This window comes from Streptomyces sp. ICBB 8177, from assembly GCF_003144095.1.
In the GTDB taxonomy this organism is placed as follows: domain Bacteria; phylum Actinomycetota; class Actinomycetes; order Streptomycetales; family Streptomycetaceae; genus Streptantibioticus_D.
The window spans coordinates 168283-188956 of the sequence record NZ_NSKH01000002.1; the positions used below are offsets into that span (position 1 = coordinate 168283).

Consider the following 20674-nt stretch of genomic DNA (forward strand, 5'->3'; position numbering starts at 1 on the left):
GGTGCGCCCACTAGACTCGGGAGCGGTCCGTACAACACAACTGTCACCGCCTGCGTAGGAGCACCGACGTGCTAGAAGCTTTCTTCGAAACCCTTCTCGTCCTGGTCGCCGTGGCCGTGATCGCGTTCGCGGGCCTGACCGTCAAGAAGCTCTACCAGGGCCAGCGCTGACCTCATGATCGAGATCCCCTCCGACCTCCACCCCGACCTCGTACCGCTCGTCTTCCTGCTGGGCGACTGGCAGGGCGCCGGTGTCTTCGACTTCCCCGGCGACGAGAAGTGCAACTTCGGGCAGGAGGTCTCCTTCCGCCACGACGGCCGCCCGTTCCTGGAGTACGTCTCCCGGACCTGGGTGCTGGACGAGAAGGGCGAGAAGGTCCGGCCGCTGGAGACGGAGTCCGGTTACTGGCGGATCGACGCCGACCGCGGGATCGAGGTCGTGATGGCCCGCGACGCCGGTGTCATCGAGACCTGGTACGGAGAGCTGGCCGAGGGCAAGCCGCAGATCGACCTCGCGACGGACGCGGTCGGCCGGCTGGCCTGCGCCCCGGCCTACACCGGCGGCAAGCGGCTGTACGGGTACGTCAAGGGTGACCTGATGTGGGTCGGTGAGAAGGCGACGCCCGAGGTGGAGCTGCGGCCGTACATGTCGGCACAGCTGAAGAAGGTCGTGGACCCGAGCGAGTGGGCCAAGGACCTCAAGGACCTGCCGGACGACGGCATCGCCTTCTTCAAGTGACGGCTGGGTGCCTCATCTGACGGACGGGTGACCGCCGGGACCGCCTGGGGCCCTGCTTCCCGGGCGTCCCCGCGGCGCCCGGGACCGTTCGCGTGCCTCCCGGGTGCCCGGCCGGGTCCTTACACTGGTCGCGTGGTGACCACCGACTGGAAGAAGGACCTGCGCGAGCGCGGGTACCGGCTGACTCCGCAGCGCCAGCTGGTGCTGGAGGCTGTCGACCATCTGGAACACGCCACCCCGGACGACATCCTCGGCGAGGTCCGGCGTACCGCGAGCGGCGTCAACATCTCCACCGTCTACCGCACGCTGGAGCTGCTGGAGGAACTGGGCCTGGTCAGCCACGCCCACCTCGGCCACGGTGCCCCCACCTACCACCTGGCCGACCGCCACCACCACATGCACCTGGTCTGCCGGGACTGCGGCTCGGTCATCGAGGCCGACGTCTCGGTCGCCACCGAGTTCACCGGCCAGTTGCGCAGGCAGTTCGGCTTCGAGACCGACATGAAGCACTTCGCGATCTTCGGACGGTGCGCGAACTGCCCGGCGGAAGGCGAGGACGAGGGGTCGTAGGCTTGGCGCATGACGATCAGTCCGCTGCTCTCGCTGCCCGGTGCCGTCCCCGCCGAAGCGCCTGACGAAGGCGTCGCCGCGCACTACGGCGACCTCTTCCGCGAGCAGCGCGCCCTCGCCGAAGGGACCGGCCTGGTCGACCTGTCGCACCGCGGCGTGGTCACCGTCACCGGTCCCGACCGGCTGAGCTGGCTGCACCTGCTGCTCACCCAGCACGTCAGCGAACTGCCGCCGGGGCAGGCCACCGAGGCGCTGATCCTGACCGCCCACGGCCACATCGAGCACGCCCTCTACCTGGTGGACGACGGCACCACCACCTGGGCGCACGTCGAGCCCGGCACCCAGGGCGAGCTGCTGGCGTACCTGGAGAGCATGAAGTTCTTCTACCGCGTGGAGACCGCCGACGCGACGGACTCCTACGCCGTCGTGCACCTGCCCGCGGGGTCGATAACCGAGGTCCCCGAGGGCTGGGCGGTGCGCGAGACGCCGTACGGCAGGGACGTGTTCGTACCGCGCGGCGAGCTGGAGGCCTTCGCCCGGGACCACGGCCCGGCGATCGGCGTGCTGGCCCTGGAGGCGCTGCGCGTGGAGGCGCACCGTCCGCGGCTCGGCCAGGAGACCGACCACCGCACCATCCCGCACGAGGTCGGCTGGCTGGACAGCGCGGTCCACCTCGCCAAGGGCTGCTACCGGGGCCAGGAGACCGTGGCCCGGGTGCACAACCTCGGGCGTCCGCCGCGCCGCCTGGTCTTCCTGCACCTGGACGGCAGCGAGGTGAAGCTGCCGGGGCACGGCGCTCCCGTGCGGCTGTCGTCGGACGGGCCGGACGGGCGGCAGGTCGGCTTCGTGACCTCCTCCGCCCGCCACCACGAGCTGGGCCCGATCGCGCTGGCCCTGGTCAAGCGGAACGTGCCCACGGACGCGGTGCTGCTGGCCGACACCGTGCCCGGCACCCAGGAGACCGTGGTCGAGCCGTAGGCGTCCCGCGCGGGCCGGTCAGACCTCGACGACTCAGACGTCGGCGACTCAGACCTCGACGACCAGCGTGAACGGGCCGTCGTTGGTCAGCGACACCTTCATCGAGGCGCCGAACCTGCCGGTCTCCACGTGCGCGCCCAGCGCCCGCAGCTGGGCGACCACCTCGTCCACCAGCGGTTCCGCGACCGGGCCGGGCGCGGCCGCGTTCCAGGTGGGGCGGCGGCCCTTGCGGGCGTCCCCGTACAGCGTGAACTGGCTGATGACCAGCAGCGGCGCCCCGATGTCGGAGCACGACCGCTCCTCGGGCAGGATCCGCAGCGACCACAGCTTCCGGGCGAGCTGGGCGGCCTTGGCGGCGGTGTCGTCATGGGTGACGCCGACCAGGACGCACAGCCCCGGTCCGGTGATCTTTCCTACGGTCTCGCCGTCCACGGTCACGGCGGCCTCGGTCACTCGCTGGGCTACGGCACGCATACGACCCATTGTCCAGGGGAGGTACGCGGCGACACACACCACTCCCAGGGGTGAATCCGGTGGACTCGCGCCCCGGCGCGTACGCCCGGGCGACAGACGGGGAAGGCAAGAGCGCCGGGGCCGTTCGGGTGCAGAGGCGCTGCGCCCCGGCGGCGGGCGGTGGCACGATCTGATGCGAGGCGACGCCAAGGGGGGCCCGTGCGGCGTCGCCCCTACGGAGGGGACGCGCACAGATGACCACGACCGGCACCGGACGAGCCTCCGGCGCCACCCCGGCGACACCGGCCGCCCCGGCGGTCCCGGATCCCGCCGCCACGACGCCGACGGCGTCCGCGGCACCGGAACCGTCCGCGGCACCGGCGCCGCCGCCCATATCCGTCGCCCCCGCGGCGCGGGACGCGGGCCAGGCGCCCGACCCCGCTCCCGGGGCGGCACCCGTACCGCCACCCCGTACCGCCGACCCATCCCGTGACCCATCCAGGACCGAGGAAGGCCGCATGTTGCAGGCCGACGCCAACCCCCGCACCCCGCGGCCCCGTGCGCCGCACACCACGGCCGTCGCCGACGGCGGCAGCCCGCAGGCCCCGCCGCCCTTCGACCGGCTCACCCTGTCCCAGCTGCGCGCCCTGCGCCGCGACGGGCAGCGGGAGGAGGCCGACCTGTCCTACCTGCGGCGGCTGCTCCAGGGCCGGATCGACATCCTGCGGGCCGAGCTGGGCCACCGCGGCGAGCCGGACGGCCCGGTGCGGGCGGAACCGGACAGCCCGCTGCTGGACCGGCTGCCGGAGATCCTCACCGACGGGCCCTCCCGGGTGCGGTCCTCCGCCCGCCACGTGACGCTGGGCACCCCGCACAGCGAGGAGTACCGGCGGCTGGCCGAGGAGATGCTCGGCGACGTCGAGCTGTCGGACCTGGCCGCGCGCACCGACCAGGAACTGCACGCGGCGATGGCGCGACTGGTCGGCCACGAGCAGGAGGTCTCCCGGCTGCGCAGGCGGCTGCAGACCACGGTGGACGGGTGCAGCGCGGAAATCACCCGCAGGTACCGTGAAGGGGAAGCTCACATCGACGACCTGCTCTCCGGCGGCTGATCCCGCGGGGAGGGGTCGCGCACCCCTCCCTCACCCCCCGGAGAGCCGACGATGACCTCCCTCACGCCGCCCGCGTCCGCGCCCGCCGCGCTGCCCGTCCTCGCCGAGGTCGTGCGCTCCGGCTTCACCGAGGGGCGGCACCGGGGTTCGCTGGTGCTGCTGGACGCGGACGGCGGCGTCCGGCTGGCGCTGGGCGAGGTCGTCGCCCCGGTCTTCCCGCGCTCCAGCAACAAGCCGATGCAGGCCGACGCGCTGCTGCGGGCCGGCCTCGGCCTCGACGGCGAACTGCTGGCGCTCGCTGCCGCCAGCCACTCAGGAGAAACGTTCCACCTCGACGGCGTGCGGAAGATCCTCAGCGGCGCCGGGCTCACCGAGGACGCCCTACTGACCCCGCCCGACCTGCCGCTCGACCACGAGGAGGCGGAGGCCTGGCTGCGCAGCGGACGCGGGCGGGAGCGGGTGCTGATGAACTGCTCGGGCAAGCACGCGGCGATGCTCGCGGTCTGCGTGCGCAACGGCTGGCCGCTCGACAGCTACCTCGACCCCGGCCACCCCGTGCAGCAGCTGGTGCTGGAGGTCGTGCGCGAGGTCTCGGGCGAGCCGGTGGACACCGTCGGCGTGGACGGCTGCGGCGCCCCGCTGATGGCGCTGAGCCTGACCGGACTGGCCCGCGCCTTCCGCGGTTACGTACTCGCAGACCCGGGCACCACACGGCGCGCCGTGGCCGACGCGATGCGGGCGCACCCGGAGTACGTCGCCGGCACCCGGCGCCCCGACACCTGGCTGATGCGGGCGATACCGGGGGCGCTGTCGAAGATGGGCGCCGAGGCGGTGCAGGCGGTGGCGCTGCCGGATGGCCGGGCGCTGGCCTTCAAGATCGACGACGGCGGCGGCCGCGCGCTGGGCCCGGTCCTGGCGCGGGCGCTGCGGATGATGGGCGTCGAGGGCGAGGTGGTCGACCGCATCGGCGACGCGCCGCTGCTGGGCGGCGGCGTGCGGGTGGGCGAGGTGCGCGCCGCGTTCTGACGCGGGGCGCGGCGTTCTGACGCGAGGGCCGCACGACGCCTGCGGAGCGCTCGCGGGGGGCTACGCGGGCGCTTCGCGGGGGACGTACGGGGGCGCTTCACGGGGGCGGGCGGAAACTCGGGTGCGCTCCCGGCGCGCCCGCCCCTAGCCTGCGGTCATGAGCCATGACCGGGGACGAGACGGCGGCGTGGAGCTGCGCGCGGTGGAGAAGGACGGGTACGCCGCGTGGACGCGCGCGTGCCAAACGGGGTTTCTGCGCTCCGACGTCACCGACGAGGACATCGCGCTGGCCCCCTCGATGCGGGAGATGATCCCCGGCCGGGTCCTGGGCGCGTACGACGGCGACCGGTGCGTCGGGACCTTCCGGACCTTCCCGCGGGAGCTGACCGTCCCCGGCGGCGGCCTGCTCACCGCCTGCGCGGTCAGCTCGGTCACCGTGACCGCCACGCACCGCAGGCGCGGGCTGCTCGGCGCGATGATGTCCCGTGGACTGCCCGGGGCGCGGGAGCGCGGCGAGGCGGTGGCGATCCTGATCGCGGCGGAGTACCCGATCTACGGACGCTTCGGCTTCGGCCCCGCGACCTGGACCACCGAGTGGACGGTGGACGTCCCCCGCACCCAGCTCGGCCGCTACGAGCCGCCCGGCGGCGGCCGGGTGGACCTGGCCGACGCCGCCGAGGTCCGCGCGGCCGGCCCCGCGCTGCACGACCGCTTCCGCCGCGCGGTCCCCGGTGCGATCAGCAGACGCGAGGACTGGTGGCAGGTGGCGACCGGCGGGATCCGGCCGCCGCACCGCCAGTGGAAGGAACCGTTCTACGCGCTCTACCGGGACGCCTCGGGACGGGTCGACGGCCTGCTCGTCTACGCGGTCGAGGACGTGTGGGAGGGCAAGCTGCCGCAGTGTCCGCTGACCGTCCGGCACGCGCTGGCCGCCACCCCCGAGGCGGAGCGCGCGCTGTGGCACTTCGCGCTGTCGGTCGACTGGACGGCCAAGCTCGTCACCGGGCTGCGGCCCCCGGACGACGTGCTGCCGCTGTTGCTGGGCGACCCGCGCGCGGCCCGGGTGACCACGCACGGCGACTACATGTGGTTGCGGGTGCTGGACGTCCCCGCCGCGCTGCGCGCCCGTTCCTACGCCACCACCGGCTCGCTGGTGCTCCAGATCCACGACAAGGCGGGCCTGGCGAACGGGCGTTACGAACTGACCGCGTCCACCGAGCCCGGCGCGAGCGAGGTGCGCACCACCACGCGGGACGCCGATCTGGCCATGGACGTACGGGAGTTGGGCGCGCTGTACCTCGGCGACGAGTCGGCGGTACGGCTGGCGGCGCTGGGCCGGATCGAGGAGCTGACGCCCGGCGCGGCCGCCCGCGCCGACCTGCTGGCGCGCACCTCGCGCAGGCCGTGGTGCCCGGACATGTTCTGAGCGGTGTCCGGGCGGCGGGCTGCCGTCGACAGGCTTGCGGCGGAGGCGTGTTGTCGCGGTCAGGGTCTGGCCCGGGCCCCGCGTCCGTGGTGGGGTGGCAGGACGACCACCCGCAAGGACAACCCCGGAGGGCAGCATCGTGATCGTCGTGACCGGCGCGACCGGCAACGTCGGACGCAGTCTGGTGGACCAACTCCTCGCGCGTGACGCCCCGGTGCGCGCGCTCACCCGGTCGCCCGAGCACGCCGGGCTTCCCGAGGCGGCCGAGGTGGTACGGGCCGAGTTCGGCGCGGGCGAACCGTCGCCCTCGCTCTTCGAAGGCGCCGACGCGGTCTTCCTCAACCTCGCGGCAACCGGCCCCGAGGCCGCTGTCCGGCTGGTGGACGCGGCGGCCAAGGCGGGCGTGCGGCGCGTCGTGCTGCTGTCGTCGGCCGGCGTGACCGACACCCCCGCCGACGAGGACAACGCGATCTCCCGCATGCACGCCGTCGTGGAACGCGCCATCCGCGCCTCCGGGCTGGAGTGGACGTTCGTGCGCGGCGGCATGTTCGCCACCAACACCCTGGAGTGGGCCGAGGCGATCCGCACCACCGGCGTCGTGCGCGGTCCGGGCGCCGCCGCCCGCTCCGCGCCGGTGCACGAGGCCGACCTCGCGGCGGTCGCGACGGAAGCCCTGCTGGACCGCGTCGGCACCCACGACGGCCAGGTCTACCTGGTCACGGGACCGGAGGCGCTGACCGCCCAGCAGATGCTGGACGTCATCGGCGCGGCGACCGGCCGCACCCCGCGCTACGAGGAACTGACCCGCGAGGAGGCGCTGGCGGCGATGACCGCGCGGGGCCTGCCGCTGCCGATCGCCGAGGCACTGGTGGACTGGTCGGCGAAGTCCCCGGACCGGGCCTCCGCGGTCTCCCGGGACGCCGAACGCGTCACAGGACGCCCCGCGCGCACCTACGCGGAATGGGTCGCGGATCACGCGGCGGCCTTCGCGTAGTACGTCTTAGCGTTGCTTAGTCGTGTCCCGCAGATCAATTAACTGGACCTGAAGCGTCTGCCTGCGCGAGGCTCGCGGCATGGACAGCGCGAGTGCGGGACCGGCGGCGCCGGATACGGACGCGAGCACGCCGGTTCCGCGGGTGACGGGCGGTATCCACGTCCCGCTCGTCACCCCGTACGCGGCCGACGGCGGCGTGGCCCTCGACGCGCTGGAGGCGCTGGCGCACGAGGTGCTGGACGCCGGCGCCGCGGGTCTGGTCGCCCTCGGCACCACGGGCGAGCCGTCCGCGCTCGACGCGGACGAGCGCCGGGCGGTCACCGAGACGGTGGCCCGGATCTGCCACGAGCGCTCGGCCGCGCTCACGATCGGGGTGAGCGGCGGCGACGGCACCCGTGCCACCGCCGCCGCGCTGGAGTCGCTCGGCCACCGGTGGCCGCACGCCGCCGCGCTGGTGCCCGTGCCGTCCTTCACCCGGCCCACGCAGGACGGCGTGGTCGCGCACTTCCGCGCGCTCACCGCCACCGCGGGCGTCCCGCTCGTCGTCTACAACGTCCCGTACCGCACCGGCCGTCACCTCGGCGCCGACGCGCTGCGCGAAATCGCCGCCCTGCCCCGGGTCGCGGGCGTCAAGCAGGCGGTCGGCGCCCTGGACGCCGACACCGTGGCGCTGCTGGCCGACCCGCCGCCCGGCTTCGCGGTCCTCGCCGGGGACGACGTGTTCGCCCCGGCGCTGCTGGCGCTCGGCGCGCACGGCGGCATCCTGGCCTCCGCCCACCTGCTGACCGGGCGGTACGTGCGGCTGGCCGAGGCGTGGCGGGACGGCGACGTGCGGCGAGCCCGGGCACTCGGCGCGGGGCTGTCCAGGGTCGCCGGGCGGCTGTTCGCCGAGCCGAACCCGTCCGTGATCAAGGGCGTCCTGCATGCTGAGGGACGTATCCCCACGGCGGCGGTACGGCTGCCGCTGCTGCCCGCGAGCGGCGCGGCGGTGGAGGCGGCACGGCGCGAGACCGAGATCGCGCGAGCACAGTGGGAAGCGGAAGGATGAAGCGGATGAAGGTCGGAATCGTAGGGGCCACCGGGCAGGTCGGCGGCGTGATGCGGCGGGTGCTCCAGCAGCGCGCGGCCGAGGGGCTGGGGCTCGCGGTGGACGAGCTGAGGCTGTTCGCCTCGGCGCGCTCGGCGGGCCGCACGCTGCCCTGGCGCGACGGCGAGGTCGTGGTGGAGGACGCCGAGACGGCGGACTACCGGGGGCTGGACATCGTGCTGTTCTCCGCGGGCAAGTCCGCCTCCCTGGCGCTCGCGCCGCGCGTCGCCGAGGCCGGCGCGGTCGTGGTCGACAACTCCTCCGCCTGGCGCCTCGACCCCGACGTGCCGCTGGTGGTCTCCGAGGTCAACCCGCACGCGGTCGCCGACCGGCCCAAGGGCATCATCGCCAACCCCAACTGCACCACCATGGCGGCCATGCCGGTGCTGCGCCCGCTGCACGAGGAGGCCGGGCTGACCGCGCTGGTCGTCGCCACCTACCAGGCGGTCTCCGGCAGCGGCCTCGCGGGCGTCGCCGAACTCGCCGACCAGGCCGAGGCGGCCGGCGGTCAGGCCCGCCAACTCACCTTCGACGGCGACGCGGTGGACTTCCCCGCGCCCAAGGTCTACGCCCGGCCCATCGCGTTCAACGTGCTGCCGCTGGCGGGCTCGCTGGTGGACGACGGCTCCGGCGAGACCGACGAGGAGCAGAAGCTGCGCAACGAGACCCGCAAGATCCTGGAGATCCCCGGCCTTGCCGTCTCCGGCACCTGCGTGCGCGTCCCGGTCTTCACCGGCCACTCGCTCCAGATCAACGCCCGCTTCGCCCGGCCGCTCACGCCGTCGCGCGCGTGCGAACTGCTGGGCGGCGCGCCCGGCGTGGCGCTGTCGGAGATCCCCACCCCGCAGCAGGCGGCCGGGCAGGACCCGACGTACGTGGGGCGGGTGCGCGCCGACGAGACGGTGGAGCACGGCCTGTCGCTGTTCTGCTCCAGCGACAACCTGCGCAAGGGCGCGGCGCTGAACGCGGTGCAGATCGCGGAACTGGTGGCGGCGGAGCTTGCCTGACGCTGCGTCATCCGACGTTGCCTAGAAGGGGGTTGAGGCCGCTCAGCGGTAGTGGTGGGGCGTTCCGCCCGGGAGGAAGCCGCTCAGGGTGGCGGTGAAGTCCTGCGGGCGGCACGCGTGCACCCGGTGGCCGCACGGGATCGTGACCAGGCGGCTGTCGGCGACCCTGCGGGCCATCTCGGCGATCTGGTCCTGGGGCAGTGGGCTGTGCGAGCCGCCCGCCACGAAGAGCGTCGGCGCGGTGATCGCCTCCAGCCCGGTCAGCCAGTCCGCCGGCGGCCGGGCCAGCTGGGCGTACGTGGCGGTCACCGCGTCCCAGTCGAAGTCCGGCTCGCCGCCCGGGTGCTGAGGGGCCGCGGCGTCGAGCGGGAACGGCGGCGGGGTGTCCTCCAGCACGAGGCGGTCCACCCGGTCGGGGTGCTTGGCCGCGTAGAGGTACGCGACGACGCCGCCCATCGAGTGCCCCACCAGCGTCGGCCGTTCCAGACGCAGGGCGTCGAGCAGCGCGCCCAGGTCGTCCCGCATCAGCTCGAACGCGTACTGCCCCGGGCGGTCGCTGCGCCCGTGGCCGCGCAGGTCGGGCGTGAACACCCGGTGGCGGCGGCCCAGTTCCTCCGCCACCGCCGTCCAGTCGGAACCGTCCTCGCCGAGCGCGTGCAGCAGCACCACCGGCGGTCCGCCCGGGTCACCCGACACCCGGCAGGCCAACCGGATTCCTCCGGCATCGATCATGCGCAGGTCCATGGCCGCGAAGCTACAGCGGTTGCGCGGCCGCGACCACACCGCGACGGGCAAAGCGCAGGCATTGGTCAGGGCAAGGCGGGCGTGGGACGCGTGTGGCGCGAGTCGAACGCGGGGCCGCTGAGGGCGCGGGGCATCTGTGGGACGCACGCGGGCGGGCGTGGCGTGGGGCGGGGAAGCAGCTCGGTTAGCCTGGCGGGACGATGAATCGCTTCACGACCGGCTGGGGCGCGTACGACCTGACGCGCTTCCCCGAGGACCCCCGCGACACCCTGCGGGCCTGGGACGCCGCCGACGAGTACCTGCTGCGGCACCTGCGGGACGAGGGTGTCCGGCTCGACGGCCCCGGCGGGGCCGTCGTCGCGCTGGGCGACCGCTGGGGTGCGCTGGTCACCGCGCTCGCCGCCGCCCGGCCGGTCCAGATCACCGACTCGTACCTCACCCAGTGCGCCACCCGCGCCAACCTGCGCCGCGCGGGCGTCCCCGACGGCGCCGTGACGCTGCTGTCCAGCCGGGACGAGCCGCCCGCGCGCGTCGGCGTGCTGCTGGTGCGGGTGCCCATGAGCCTGGCGCTGCTGGAGGACCAGCTGACCCGCCTGGCGCCTTCCGTGCACGAGGACACCGTGATCGTCGGCGCGGGCATGGTGAGCGAGATCCACACCTCGACGCTGAAGCTCTTCGAGCGCGTGCTGGGCCCGACAAGGACCTCGCTGGCGGTGCGGAAGGCACGGCTGATCCTCTGCGAGCCGCGCCCCGCGACCGGGGCCGCCACGCCCGCCACTCCCTGGCCGCGCTCCTACGTGCTGCCCGGCGACGCGGGCGCCGCCTCGGGCCTGACCGTCGTCAACCACGCCGGGATCTTCTGCGCCGACCGCCTCGACATCGGCACCCGCTTCTTCCTGAACCACCTGCCCAAGCGCTCGGGCGCGACCAGGATCGTGGACCTCGGCTGCGGCAACGGCGTCGTGGGCACGGCCGCCGCGCTCGCAGACCCCGGTGCCACGGTCACGTTCACCGACGAGTCCTACCAGGCGGTGGCTTCCGCCCGGGCCACGTTCGCCGCCAACGCGGGAGAGGCGGAGGCGGGGGAGCGGGCGCGCTTCCTGGTCGCCGACAGCCTGTCCGGTCTTGAGCCGGACAGCGTGGACCTGGTGCTGAACAACCCGCCGTTCCACTCGCACCGGGCCACCACGGACACCACCGCGCGCCGCATGTTCGCCGACGCGCGCCGCGCCCTGCGTCCCGGCGGTGAGCTGTGGGTCGTCGGCAACCGCCACCTCGGCTACCACATCCGCCTGCGCAGGCTCTTCGGGAACTGCGAACTCGTCGCGGGCGACCCGAAGTTCGTGATCCTTCGAGCGGTCAAGCGCTGAGAGGCGGCCGGGAGCCGGGTTTCCGGGGCAGGGCGGAGGTAGGGTCACTCGCGTCGATCAGGAACCCCGCGGGCGCGACGGCCGGGAACCCCGCGGGCGCCATGCTCACCGTCCCTCTCGAAAGGACCCACATGACCACTTCCGTCGCCGCGGTCGAGCCGGTCAGGACCGCGTTGCTGGTGATGGACTTCCAGCGCTTCATCGTCGAACGGCTGCCGGAGCAGGAGTCCGGTGCGCTGGTCAGGCGGGTGGCCGACGCCATCGCCACGGTCCGCGCGGCGGGCGGCACGGTCGGCTACGTCCGGGTCGGCTTCACGCCCGAGGAGATGGCGGCGGTGCCTGCGCGGAACAAGGTGTTCACCGGGTACGCGGCCGGCGGCGGGCTGCCCGCGGACGGTCCCGACAGCGCGGTGGTCGGCGAACTCGCCCCGCGGGAGGGCGACATCGTGGTCCGCAAGACCCGTGTCGGCGCCTTCTCCACCACCGACCTGCACGAGCGGCTGTCCCGCCGGGACGTCGACACCCTCGTGCTGGCCGGCGTCTCCACCAGTGGCGTGGTGCTGTCCACGGTCCGCGACGCCAGCGACCGCGACTACCGGCTGCTGGTGCTCTCCGACGGCTGCGCCGACCCGTCGGCGCGCGCCCACGAGGTGCTGATGGAGGACGTCTTCCCGCGCCAGGCGGACGTCGTCGGCGTGGCGGAACTGCCGTACCTCCTGGGCGCGGCGAAGTGACCCGCGCCACTCCCGGCCGACCGGCCCCCGCCCCAGCCCCCGCCACCGCCGACGCCGCGGGCACCTGGCGGCTCGGCGACCTGACCGTGAACCGCATCGGCTACGGCGCCATGCGCACCACCGGCAGCGGACCGTTCGACCGGGGCGCGCCCAGCGACCGGGGGCGGGCGATCGCCGTGCTGCGGCGCGCGGTCGAGCTGGGCGTCAACCACGTCGACACCGCCGCCTTCTACTTCTCCGCCCTGCGCTCGGCCAACGAACTGATCAACAGCGCGCTCGCCCCGTACCCCGACGACCTGGTCATCACCACCAAGGTCGGCCCGGGCCGCGACCCGTCCGGCGTCTGGCACTGGGCGAGCCCCGGCCAACTGCGCGGCCAGGTCGAGGAGAACCTGCGCCAGCTGGGCCGCGACCACCTCGACGTGGTCAACCTGCGCATCCGCAGGAGCGAGGACGTCGAGACGTTCGCCGAGGCCTTCGGGGCGCTGGCCGCGCTGCGCGACGCGGGACTCGTCCGCCACCTGGGGATATCCAACGTCACCGTCGACCACCTCACCGCCGCCCGCGCCATCGCCCCGGTCGTCTGCGTCCAGAACCCCTACGGCCTCGACACCCGCGACGCCGACCCCCTGCTGCGCGCCTGCGGCGAACTGGGCATCGCCTTCGTGCCGTTCTACGCGATCGCGGGCGAGGGCGCGGAGGCGGGCGTGACGCGGCGGGAGGACGGGACCGTGCTCGCGGTCGCCCGGGCCCACGAGGCCACGCCCGCCCAGGTCCGGCTCGCCTGGACCCTGCACCGGGGACCGCACGTCCTGGCCATCCCCGGCACCGGCAACGTCGACCACCTCACCGAGAACGTCGCGGCGGGCGCGCTGCGGCTTACGCGGGACGAACTCGCCGCGCTGGACGGGGTGGTGGCGCGGGGGTAGGCGGATCGCGCCGCGGGTCCTCGGGAGGCGGTCAGGGCTTGCGGGCGAGCACGTACGCCTGCGGCACGCGTTCGGTCCCGACCGCTTCCCGTACGACGACGGCCTCGACGGCGAAGCCCGCCTCCCCCAGCTGCGTCCGCACGCGCTCCGGATCCATGCGGTGGAAGTCCAGCGCCACCGGCCGGCCGAACGGCTCGGTCACCCGCAGTGCCTCCTGGCCCACCTGGAAGGCGAGTTGGAGGCGACCGCCCGGAGCGAGAGCGCGGTGGAATCCGGCGAAGACCTCCGGGTGGCGGGCCGGGGGCACGTGGATGACGGAGTACCAGGCGACGAGCCCGCCCAGCGAGCCGTCGGCCACGTCGAGCGCGGTCATCGACCCCTCGGTGAACCGCACGCCGGGGTGGGCCTCACGGGCCAGGGCGAGCATGGCGGGGGACAGGTCCACGCCGAAGACGTCGAGCCCGAGCGAGCGCAGCGTCCCCGTCAGCCGCCCGGGCCCGCAGCCGACGTCCGCGACGAGCCCGCCCCCGTTCGCGCGCACGCCTTCGGCGAACACCCCGAGCGCCGCCCGGTCCCAGGGCCGTTGCGGCAACTCGTCCCGGAAGCGGGCGACGTAGTCCTCGGCGACGGCGTCGTAGAACTCCCGCGCCCGGGCGAGGAACCGGGGAGGTTCCGGCAGCGTGGCGGGGTCGGCCCCCGCGGTGGTCTCGGTCATGCGCCGGACCCTAGCGCCCCCCTCCGACACTCCCGCCGGACTACGCCGAGCCCGCCTCCGCCTCCGCCTCGGTCACGTCGGCGACGACACAACTCACGTTGTCCGGCCCGCCGGCGTGGTTCGCGAGCGCGACGAGTTCGAGCACCGCCTGCCGCGGCTCACCGCACGCGCGCAGCACCCGTCCGATCTCCCGCGACGCGACCACCCGCGACAGCCCGTCCGAACACAGCAGATAGCGGTCGCCGGGCAGCGCGTCGTGCAGGCGCAGTTGCGGGGTCGCGTCGCCGCCCTCGTACAGCGCCCGCAGCAGCAGGGACGCCTGCGGGTGCGAGGCGGCCTCCTCCTCGGTCAGCCGCCCTTCGTCGAGCATGGACTGCACGAGCGTGTGGTCGGTCGTGACGCGGAACAGCTCGCCGTCGCGCAGCAGGTACGCGCGGCTGTCGCCGATGTGGACCAGCGCCAGCCGCGAACCGTCCAGCAGCATCGCGGTGAGCGTGGTGCCCGCCTCGGCGTCGCCCCCGGTGGCGTCACGCACGGCCCGCCCGGCCTCCTCGACCGCGTCGTGCAACGCGTCGAGCAGGCCGCCCGCGGGGAGCCCGTCGCCGGACTCCAGGCGGCGCAGCGCCCGGACCGCGGCGGCGCTCGCCGGACCGCCGTGGCGGCCGAAGCCGTCGGCGACCGCCAGCAGGCGCGAACCGGCGTAGGCGGTGTCCTGGTTGCTCTCGCGGACCCGCCCGGCGTCGGACAGGGCGGCGTAACGGATGGCGTACGGGGACGCGGTGGACGGTGCGGACATGGATGCCTCCTCGTGGGACAGGTGGGAGACGAGGAAGGCGGCGAGATCGCGCCGCGCGGCGGTGGCCGCCTCGACCTCGGCCCAGTACGCGCGCACCTCGGCCGCGGCGTCGGCCGCGCCGAGCCCGCACACGTACCGGATCCGGGCCAGCGGCATCCCGAGCCGCCGCAGCCAGGCCACCAGCCGGGCCCGGGCCAGTTGCGCCGGGTCGTAGAGCCGGTACCCGCTGACCGGGTCCACGCGCGCGGGGACCAGCAGCCCCAGCTCGTCGTAGAGCCGCAGCGCCTTGGCCGACAGCCGCGAGGCCCGCGCGAACGCCCCGATGGTCAGCAGTTCCATCTCCTGTGCCTCCTCGTCGCCGGACGGCCCCTTCACGACCCTCCGGCGCCCTCGATGCTGGGGCCTGCCCCAAGGGCAAGGTCAACACGACCACCGAACGGCGGCCCGCACCGGCCGGCGCCCCTGGGCGGGGGCAGCAGTGCGCGGTCCGGAACGCGAGATACCGGCTGAAGGCTTCGTGGCTGCCAGGGGTGAAGTGCCACTCCAGGAGCGCCGACCGCACCTGCGATTCGGTGAGCCGTCCCCGGCGCGCGGTCTTGCCGCCAACCGTGAGTCGTCACTCCCTCGGCCCGTTCACCGCGCGTCGGCCCGTTCACCGCGCGCACAGGCGGTCCAGGGAGGCTCGGCTCTCCTCGTCCGCGGCGCGGTAGACCAGCAGGCGCAGTTGCGGGTCCTGGAGCGGCAGCAGGACTTCGAAGTCGACGGTGATCGCACCGGCGACCGGATGCCGCAGCAGCTTGCGGCCGCGTCCGTTGACGCCGACCTCCCGCTGCGCCCACAAGCGGGCGAAGTCCTCGTCCTGCGCGGCGAATTCGGCGATGAGGGCGGCCAGTTCCCGGTCCTGCGGGTGCGCGGCCCAGGCCGCGCGCAGGTGGGCGATCCCGTCCCGCAGCACCTGCTCCCGGTCGGCGTAGAAGCCGCGCATCGCCGGGTGCAGCAGGCACAGCCACATCGCGTTGCGCCGTGACGGCGGCACGGTCTCGAAACCCGGTAGCAGCCGGGCCATTTCGGGGTTCCAGGCGAGGATGTCGTAGCGGTGGTCCAGCAGCATGGCCGGCAGCGGCGAGAGGTCACCGACCAGGCGGGCCAGCGGCGGCGTCGCACCGGCGTCCGGCCCGCCGGTGGTGCCGGGGCGGCGGCGTCCGGCCAGGTCGAACAGGTAGTCGCGTTCGCTCGGGTCCAGGCACAGGGCCCGGGCCAGCGCCGCCAGCACCTGCGCCGAGGGCCGCAGCCCGCGGCCCTGCTCCAACCGGACCACGTAGTCGGTGCTGACCCCGGCCAGCTCGGCGACCTCCTCCCGGCGCAGCCCCGGCGTCCGCCGGGACCGCCGGTGCGACGGCAGGCCCAGCCGGTCGGGGGCGAGGCCCTCGCGCCTGCTGCGCAGGAAGGCGGCCAACTCCTGGGTGGTGTCCATGGTCCGGGTCGTCATGACCGGTCCAACCGCCAGGGTGGGAGGGGTCTTCCCAGGAAGTGCCGTCCCTTACCCCCGGGCCGCCGCCGCCACAGACTCGGTCCAGGAAACGGACCGCGAGCACAGGAGGACCTGATGGCAGTGACCCTCGACGCCTACCGGCTGCTGGGCCGCTCGGGACTGCGGGTCTCCCCGCTGGCCCTGGGTACGGCGACCTTCGGCACCGAGTGGGGCTGGGGCGCCGAACGGGCCGAGGCCCGCAAGCTGTTCGACCACTACGTCGGACTCGGCGGCAACCTCCTGGACACCGCCGACACCTACACCGACGGCAGTTCCGAGCGCCTGTTGGGCGAGTTCGCCCGTGAGGAGCGCGAACGCCTGGTGCTGGCGACCAAGTACTCGACACTGCGCCGCCCCGGCGACCCCAACTCCGGGGGCGGTCACCGCAAGGCCCTGTTCGGCTCGGTGGAGGGGAGCCTGCGGCGGCTGGCCACCGACTACATCGACCTGCTGTACCTGCACGTCTGGGACGTGCGCACGCCGGTCGAGGAGGTCCTGCGCGGCCTGGACGACCTGGTCCGGCAGGGCAAGGTGCTGTACGTGGCGATCTCCAACACCCCGGCCTGGCAGGTGTCCCGGATGCAGGCGATCGCCGACCTGCGCGGCTGGTCGCCGCTGGTCGCGCTGCAGCTCGAGTACAGCCTGATCGAACGCACCGCGGAGCGCGACCTGATCCCGATGGCCCGGGAACTGGGCCTGGGCGTGGTCCCGTACTCGCCGCTGGGCGGCGGGGTGCTCAGCGGCAAGTACGGCCGGGAGGACGTGACCGCGAAGGGCGACGGCGCCGGCGACGGCACCCGCAAGGGCCTCAACCTCGCCCTGGGCACGCTGACCGAACGCAACCTGGCCGTGGCCGGGGTCGTCCGGGACGTCGCCGCCGACCTGGGCCGCACCCCGGCCCAGGTCGCGCTGGCCTGGACCCTGCGCAATCCGGGCGTGGCGACCACGCTGATCGGGGCCCGCACCCCCGCCCAGCTGGAGGAGAACCTCGGCGCCCTCGAAGTCGAGTTCACGGCCGCCCAGCTGGCCCGCCTTGACGCGGCGAGCGCGATCGAGCTGGGCCAGCCGCACGACCTGCTGGCGAGCGACCACATCCGCCGGGTGACCACGGGCGACCTGCGGATCGAGACCCGCCGCTGACGGCCGGCCGTCAGCGGCGGGAGCCGGTGGCCGCAGCCGCGGTCGAATCGCTGTCCGGGCCACCGTTCTCACGCTCCCCGGCCGCAAGCGAGCCGGTCGGCGCCGGCCGAACCGCAGCCGACTCCCGGGGCCGGGTTCCAGCCGGCGTGTCACGGCTCGCCGCGCCGGCACGCCGACCTAAGAACACTCTTGCAAGCGCCGCGCTTGCAAAAGTTAGCGAACGGTGGCACGGTCGAGGTATGGCCTCTCTGAACGTCGGGAGTCTCGGCGAGTACCTGCGCGAGCAGCGGCGCAACGCGCAGCTGTCGCTGCGGCAGCTCGCCGACGCCGCCGGAGTCTCGAACCCGTACCTCAGCCAGATCGAGCGCGGGCTGCGCAAGCCGAGCGCCGAGATCCTCCAGCAGTTGGCGAAGGCGCTGCGCATCTCCGCCGAGACGCTCTACGTGCAGGCCGGAATCCTCGACGAGCGGGACCGTGAGGGGGTCGAGGTGCGGACCGCGATCCTCACCGACCCGTCGATCAACGAGAAGCAGAAGCAGGTGCTGCTCCAGATCTACGAGTCCTTCCGCCGCGAGAACGGCGTGGCCGACGCCCCGCCGGACAGTCCGCCGCCGGCCCCTCGCCAGAGATCCGGTGGCGGCGGTGTGACCGGAATCACTGAATGATCCGGTAGACCTGGTTTCAGCCGGTTCTCCGCCGGAAGACGTTCGGCGCGATTCCGTACCAAGACGACAGCCATCCAGACCGCAGACGAAGAGGACCCTCATGGCGATCACCGAAAACGTCCGCAAGGCCCTGGCCGACGCCACCCCGCTGTACGCGGCGGCCGGCACCGTCGACCTGGCGGCCGCGAAGCTGCGCGAAGTGCCCCCGCTGCTGGAGAAGCTGCGCGAGGAGGCGCCGGAGCGTCTCGGCAAGGTGCGCGCCGCCGACCCCAAGGTCGTGCAGGAGCGCGTCGCCCAGCAGGCCAAGGACGTGCAGGCCCGGCTGACCGAGGTCATCGGCGGCGTCGAGCTGGACCTGCGCAAGCTGCGCGACAACGCCCAGGACTTCGCCCTCCAGCAGGTCGGCCGCGCCGCCGAGTACGCGGTCAAGGCGGGCGAGACCTACAACGGCCTGGTCGACCGGGGCCGCGGCGCGGTGAAGACCTGGCGCGGCGAGGCCGCGGACCACGTCGAGGACCTGGCCGTGGTCATCGAGGCCCCGGCCCCCTCGAAGTCCTCCGCCGAGCCCGCGCAGCCGGTGCGCAAGCCGGCCACCGCCAAGCGCACCACCCCGAAGAAGACCACTCCGGCCAAGCCCGCGGAGTGACGTCGCCCGCACGGGCGACGACCACCGAGCCGCATTGACGGGCCGGGCACGCACGAGGTGCCCGGCCCGTTGTACGGGTACGGTGGCGGCGGACAGTGGGCCACGGTGGACGACAAGGTGGTGGACGGGATGTTGATCGAAGGCTTCGCGAGCGTGTTCGCTCTGCTCTCCTGGGCGCTGTTCGCCCTCGCGCTCTTCGCGTTCGTCAACGCGGCGATCCAGCGCGAGGACGCCTACCGCGCCGCCGACAAGAAGACCAAGGGCTTCTGGCTGATCATCCTGGGCATCGCGGCTGTGGTGATGAAGCTGTTCTCGGTCCTTTCCATACTTCCCGTCGTGGGCCTGGTGGCGGTCATCGTCTACATCGTGGACGTACGGCCGGCGCTCAAGCAGGTCTCCGCGGGCAGCCGCCGCGGCAACCGCTTCCTGGGCGGGGGCAGGCGCGGCGGCAGCAGCAGCGACGGCCCGTACGGCCCCTTCAACCGCCGCTGACGCCTGGGCTCCACCGCTTCAGGCCATCGCTTCAAGGCCGTTGCCTGTACGCCATCGCCTCAAGAGCGCGCCGCTTCAAGGGCGCGCCGCCTCAAGGCCATCGCCTCAAGCCCGTTCGACGGCTCCGCCGCGTTCGAGCAGGACCGTCGCGACGTCGTCCGTCAGCTCGCCGCCGTTCAGCTCGCCCGCCTCGGTGACCGCCGCGTCCAGCAGTGCCTCGCCGCGCAGGCCCGCCGCGACGTGCCGCTCCACCAGCTCGACCATGCCGTCCGTGCCGAGCCGGGCGGTGCCCTCGCCGATCCGGCCCTCGATCAGGCCGTCGGTGTACAGCAGCAGGCTCCACGGCTCGCCGGGGGCGCCCAACTCGACGTCCAGGCAACCCCACTCGGCCTCCGGCAGCAGTCCCAGCGCCGGGCCGCCGTGCTCCTCGTACGGCAGCAGCTGCGCCGGGCGGCCCGGGCGGATCAGCAGCGGCGAGGGATGCCCGGCGAGGGCGAGCGAGGCGCGCCGCCCGTCCGGGGCGATGTCCAGCGTGCACAGCGTCGCGAAGATCTCGTCGTCGGGCCGCTCGCACTCCAGGACCCGTTGCAACGTGCTCAGCAGCCGGTCGCCGCTCAGGCCCGCGAACGTCAACGCGCGCCAGGCGATGCGCAGTTCGACGCCGAGCGCGGCCTCGTCGGGGCCGTGGCCGCACACGTCACCGATCATGGCGTGCACGGTGCCGTCCGGGGTGCGCACGACGTCGTAGAAGTCGCCGCCGAGCAGCGCCCGGCTGCGGCCGGGCCGGTAGCGGGCGGCGAACCGCAGGTCGTCGGTGCCCGCCAGCAGCGGCGTGGGCAGCAGACCGCGCTCCAGGCGGGCGTTCTCGTGCGCGAGCAGGCGGGTCTCGGTGAGCTGGAGGTGGGCCAGGTCGGCGCGCTTGCGCTCGACCGCGTACCGCATGGCCCGGTTGAGCAGCGAGGCGGTCAGCTCGTCGCGGAAGAGGTAGTCCTGCGCGCCGACGCGGACCGCCTCGGCCGCGAGTTCGGCGTCCTGTTCGCCACCGGCCAGCGCCAGCACGGCCGTCGTCGGGGCCAGGCGCAGCAGCGCGCGCAGCGGGGCGAGGCCGCACGCGGGGCGGGCCCCGTCCCCGGCGGCCTCCGCGTTGCCCAGGTCGAGGTCGAGCAGGACGCAGGAGACGTCGTCGGTGAGCAGGCGCTCCGCCTCGGTGAGGTTGCGGGCGCGGCGGATGCGGACGCGGTGGCCCGCGGCGTCGACGAGTTCGGGTGCGGCGAAGGAGCCCGTCGGGTCGTCGCCGACGACGAGCAGGGTGAACGGCGCCGGTGCGGCCGCCTCCGGACGGGAACCGGCGGCGCGCTGGCGCGGAAGCGCCACCGGGCGCTGGTCGGGCGCGGCGGTGGCGTGCTGGTCTGACTGCCGGTCGGTGGACCGCCCGGTAGCGGACATCACGTGTCGATCCTTCCCTCCCCCGAGGGTGTGGCGGCCGTGGAACGTCCTGCGGCCGCCGGGCATGCCTGGCGA

Annotated in this window: 22 protein-coding genes; 16 read left to right on the plus strand and 6 right to left on the minus strand. The window is 74.2% G+C overall.

What is annotated here, in order from left to right:
• Positions 1–174: 174 nt before the first annotated feature.
• From CK485_RS01090 to CK485_RS01100, 3 genes are all read left to right on the plus strand, one after another.
• On the plus strand, positions 175–738 hold the full coding sequence (locus CK485_RS01090; protein WP_109445858.1) for an FABP family protein: 564 nt from the start codon (positions 175–177) through the stop codon (positions 736–738).
• Between the two features lie 132 nt (positions 739–870).
• Positions 871–1308, plus strand: coding sequence for a Fur family transcriptional regulator (locus tag CK485_RS01095; protein WP_109445860.1), 438 nt, complete (start codon positions 871–873; stop codon positions 1306–1308).
• 9 nt (positions 1309–1317) lie between these two features.
• Positions 1318–2286, plus strand: coding sequence for a glycine cleavage T C-terminal barrel domain-containing protein (locus tag CK485_RS01100; RefSeq protein WP_109445861.1), 969 nt, complete (start codon positions 1318–1320; stop codon positions 2284–2286).
• 48 nt (positions 2287–2334) lie between these two features.
• Here the strand turns inward: CK485_RS01100 and dtd are convergent, their stop codons facing one another.
• Positions 2335–2760 carry a D-aminoacyl-tRNA deacylase gene (dtd, locus tag CK485_RS01105; protein ID WP_109445863.1) on the minus strand — a complete coding sequence of 142 codons (426 nt, stop codon included), beginning with the start codon at positions 2758–2760 and terminating at the stop codon, positions 2335–2337.
• Positions 2761–3257: 497 nt separating this feature from the next.
• Between dtd and CK485_RS01110 the strand changes: the two genes are divergently transcribed.
• The 6 genes from CK485_RS01110 (at position 3258) to CK485_RS01135 (ending at position 9391) form a co-directional block, all read left to right on the plus strand.
• Complete coding sequence (locus tag CK485_RS01110; RefSeq protein WP_109445865.1) at positions 3258–3851, plus strand: ABC transporter substrate-binding protein; 594 nt, start codon at positions 3258–3260, stop codon at positions 3849–3851.
• A 51-nt stretch (positions 3852–3902) separates the two neighbouring features.
• A complete protein-coding gene (locus CK485_RS01115; protein WP_109445867.1) occupies positions 3903–4877 on the plus strand; it encodes an asparaginase in 975 nt (324 codons plus the stop codon).
• Between the two features lie 157 nt (positions 4878–5034).
• Positions 5035–6303 (plus strand): GNAT family N-acetyltransferase, encoded by a 1269-nt coding sequence (locus tag CK485_RS01120; protein WP_109445869.1) that lies wholly within the window; start codon positions 5035–5037, stop codon positions 6301–6303.
• Between the two features lie 148 nt (positions 6304–6451).
• The gene (locus CK485_RS01125) at positions 6452–7297 is read left to right on the plus strand and encodes an NAD(P)H-binding protein (protein WP_241968048.1); all 846 of its coding nucleotides are present in this window, start codon (positions 6452–6454) and stop codon (positions 7295–7297) included.
• A gap of 79 nt (positions 7298–7376) precedes the next feature.
• Entirely contained in the window at positions 7377–8345 is a 969-nt protein-coding gene (locus CK485_RS01130) for a dihydrodipicolinate synthase family protein (RefSeq protein WP_109445873.1), read from the plus strand.
• Between the two features lie 5 nt (positions 8346–8350).
• The gene (locus CK485_RS01135) at positions 8351–9391 is read left to right on the plus strand and encodes an aspartate-semialdehyde dehydrogenase (RefSeq protein ID WP_109445875.1); all 1041 of its coding nucleotides are present in this window, start codon (positions 8351–8353) and stop codon (positions 9389–9391) included.
• Between the two features lie 42 nt (positions 9392–9433).
• Here CK485_RS01135 and CK485_RS01140 read toward each other — a convergent pair whose 3' ends face one another.
• Entirely contained in the window at positions 9434–10135 is a 702-nt protein-coding gene (locus CK485_RS01140) for an alpha/beta fold hydrolase (protein ID WP_109445877.1), read from the minus strand.
• 200 nt (positions 10136–10335) lie between these two features.
• Here CK485_RS01140 and CK485_RS01145 point away from each other — a divergent pair, with 200 nt between their 5' ends.
• The 3 genes from CK485_RS01145 to CK485_RS01155 all read left to right on the plus strand — a co-directional run bounded on the left by CK485_RS01145 (position 10336) and on the right by CK485_RS01155 (position 13168).
• Positions 10336–11505, plus strand: a complete 1170-nt coding sequence (locus CK485_RS01145; RefSeq protein WP_109445879.1) for a methyltransferase — start codon at positions 10336–10338, stop codon at positions 11503–11505.
• A 131-nt stretch (positions 11506–11636) separates the two neighbouring features.
• Complete coding sequence (locus tag CK485_RS01150) at positions 11637–12239, plus strand: cysteine hydrolase (protein WP_109445881.1); 603 nt, start codon at positions 11637–11639, stop codon at positions 12237–12239.
• Entirely contained in the window at positions 12236–13168 is a 933-nt protein-coding gene (locus CK485_RS01155; RefSeq protein ID WP_109445883.1) for an oxidoreductase, read from the plus strand. Before CK485_RS01150 ends, CK485_RS01155 begins: the two co-directional genes overlap by 4 nt.
• A gap of 31 nt (positions 13169–13199) precedes the next feature.
• Here CK485_RS01155 and CK485_RS01160 read toward each other — a convergent pair whose 3' ends face one another.
• From CK485_RS01160 to CK485_RS01175, 3 genes are all read right to left on the minus strand, one after another.
• The gene (locus tag CK485_RS01160) at positions 13200–13883 is read right to left on the minus strand and encodes a class I SAM-dependent methyltransferase (RefSeq protein WP_109445885.1); all 684 of its coding nucleotides are present in this window, start codon (positions 13881–13883) and stop codon (positions 13200–13202) included.
• Between the two features lie 40 nt (positions 13884–13923).
• Positions 13924–15018 (minus strand): MerR family transcriptional regulator, encoded by a 1095-nt coding sequence (locus tag CK485_RS01165; protein ID WP_109446515.1) that lies wholly within the window; start codon positions 15016–15018, stop codon positions 13924–13926.
• Between the two features lie 313 nt (positions 15019–15331).
• Complete coding sequence (locus CK485_RS01175; protein WP_109445887.1) at positions 15332–16168, minus strand: helix-turn-helix transcriptional regulator; 837 nt, start codon at positions 16166–16168, stop codon at positions 15332–15334.
• Between the two features lie 117 nt (positions 16169–16285).
• Here CK485_RS01175 and CK485_RS01180 point away from each other — a divergent pair, with 117 nt between their 5' ends.
• The 4 genes from CK485_RS01180 (at position 16286) to CK485_RS01195 (ending at position 19153) form a co-directional block, all read left to right on the plus strand.
• Complete coding sequence (locus CK485_RS01180; protein WP_109445889.1) at positions 16286–17350, plus strand: aldo/keto reductase; 1065 nt, start codon at positions 16286–16288, stop codon at positions 17348–17350.
• A gap of 239 nt (positions 17351–17589) precedes the next feature.
• Positions 17590–18015, plus strand: coding sequence for a helix-turn-helix transcriptional regulator (locus CK485_RS01185; RefSeq protein WP_109445890.1), 426 nt, complete (start codon positions 17590–17592; stop codon positions 18013–18015).
• Between the two features lie 100 nt (positions 18016–18115).
• A complete protein-coding gene (locus CK485_RS01190; protein WP_109445892.1) occupies positions 18116–18661 on the plus strand; it encodes a hypothetical protein in 546 nt (181 codons plus the stop codon).
• Positions 18662–18790: 129 nt separating this feature from the next.
• Entirely contained in the window at positions 18791–19153 is a 363-nt protein-coding gene (locus CK485_RS01195) for a DUF2516 family protein (RefSeq protein WP_109446517.1), read from the plus strand.
• A 105-nt stretch (positions 19154–19258) separates the two neighbouring features.
• Here the strand turns inward: CK485_RS01195 and CK485_RS01200 are convergent, their stop codons facing one another.
• Positions 19259–20599: a PP2C family protein-serine/threonine phosphatase gene (locus tag CK485_RS01200; protein WP_109445894.1), complete on the minus strand. Its 1341-nt coding sequence runs from the start codon at positions 20597–20599 to the stop codon at positions 19259–19261.
• Between the last annotated feature and the right edge of the window lie 75 nt (positions 20600–20674).